Below are 562 nucleotides of genomic sequence, written 5' to 3' on the forward strand. Positions count from 1 at the left end.
TCAGTGTTATCAGTGTTATCAGTGTTATCAGTGTTATCAGTGTTGTCACTAATAACATTCCAAGCATCAGAACCATATGTGCCACTAGGTTTATACGCAGCAATTTGACACCAACCAGAAGCTGGCCATTCTTTACACTGATATGTTTTGCCACTATCAGTTACTTGAGACCCAGCCACATAAGACGAAAGTTTAGATGTTGACCAAGCGTCAGTAGCATTTGCTACTGAGAATGAGCCTATGCCCATCAAAGCACAAATCATTGTAGGTGTTAGTTTAAGTTTGTTGTTCATAATGGAATTCTCCTTATACAAGTATTAATAACTGTAAGCATATTGCCTACACCTCAATTTTATGCTTACCAAATAAAGCTAATCAAGGAAAAAATATTTTTCTTGATGTTTATTATGATTTGCATAAATGAACCTTAATTTTTCTTTAAAGTCCTTTATCTGCTGTTAATTGTCACAAAATGTAACATATAGTTATAAATAATTAATTATCAAAAACTAATAGCTGACAGTAAAAACTAATAGCTGGGATATACATAATGGAGCTGACT

General features: G+C 33.1%; 1 pseudogene. It reads right to left on the minus strand.

What is annotated here, in order from left to right:
* Window positions 1-293, minus strand: a pseudogene (locus ACKTR7_RS09915) (glycosyl hydrolase family 18 protein); the annotation flags it as partial.
* Between the last annotated feature and the right edge of the window lie 269 nt (window positions 294-562).

It is taken from the genome of Francisella sciaenopsi (assembly GCF_045862875.1).
Lineage (GTDB): Bacteria > Pseudomonadota > Gammaproteobacteria > Francisellales > Francisellaceae > Francisella > Francisella sciaenopsi.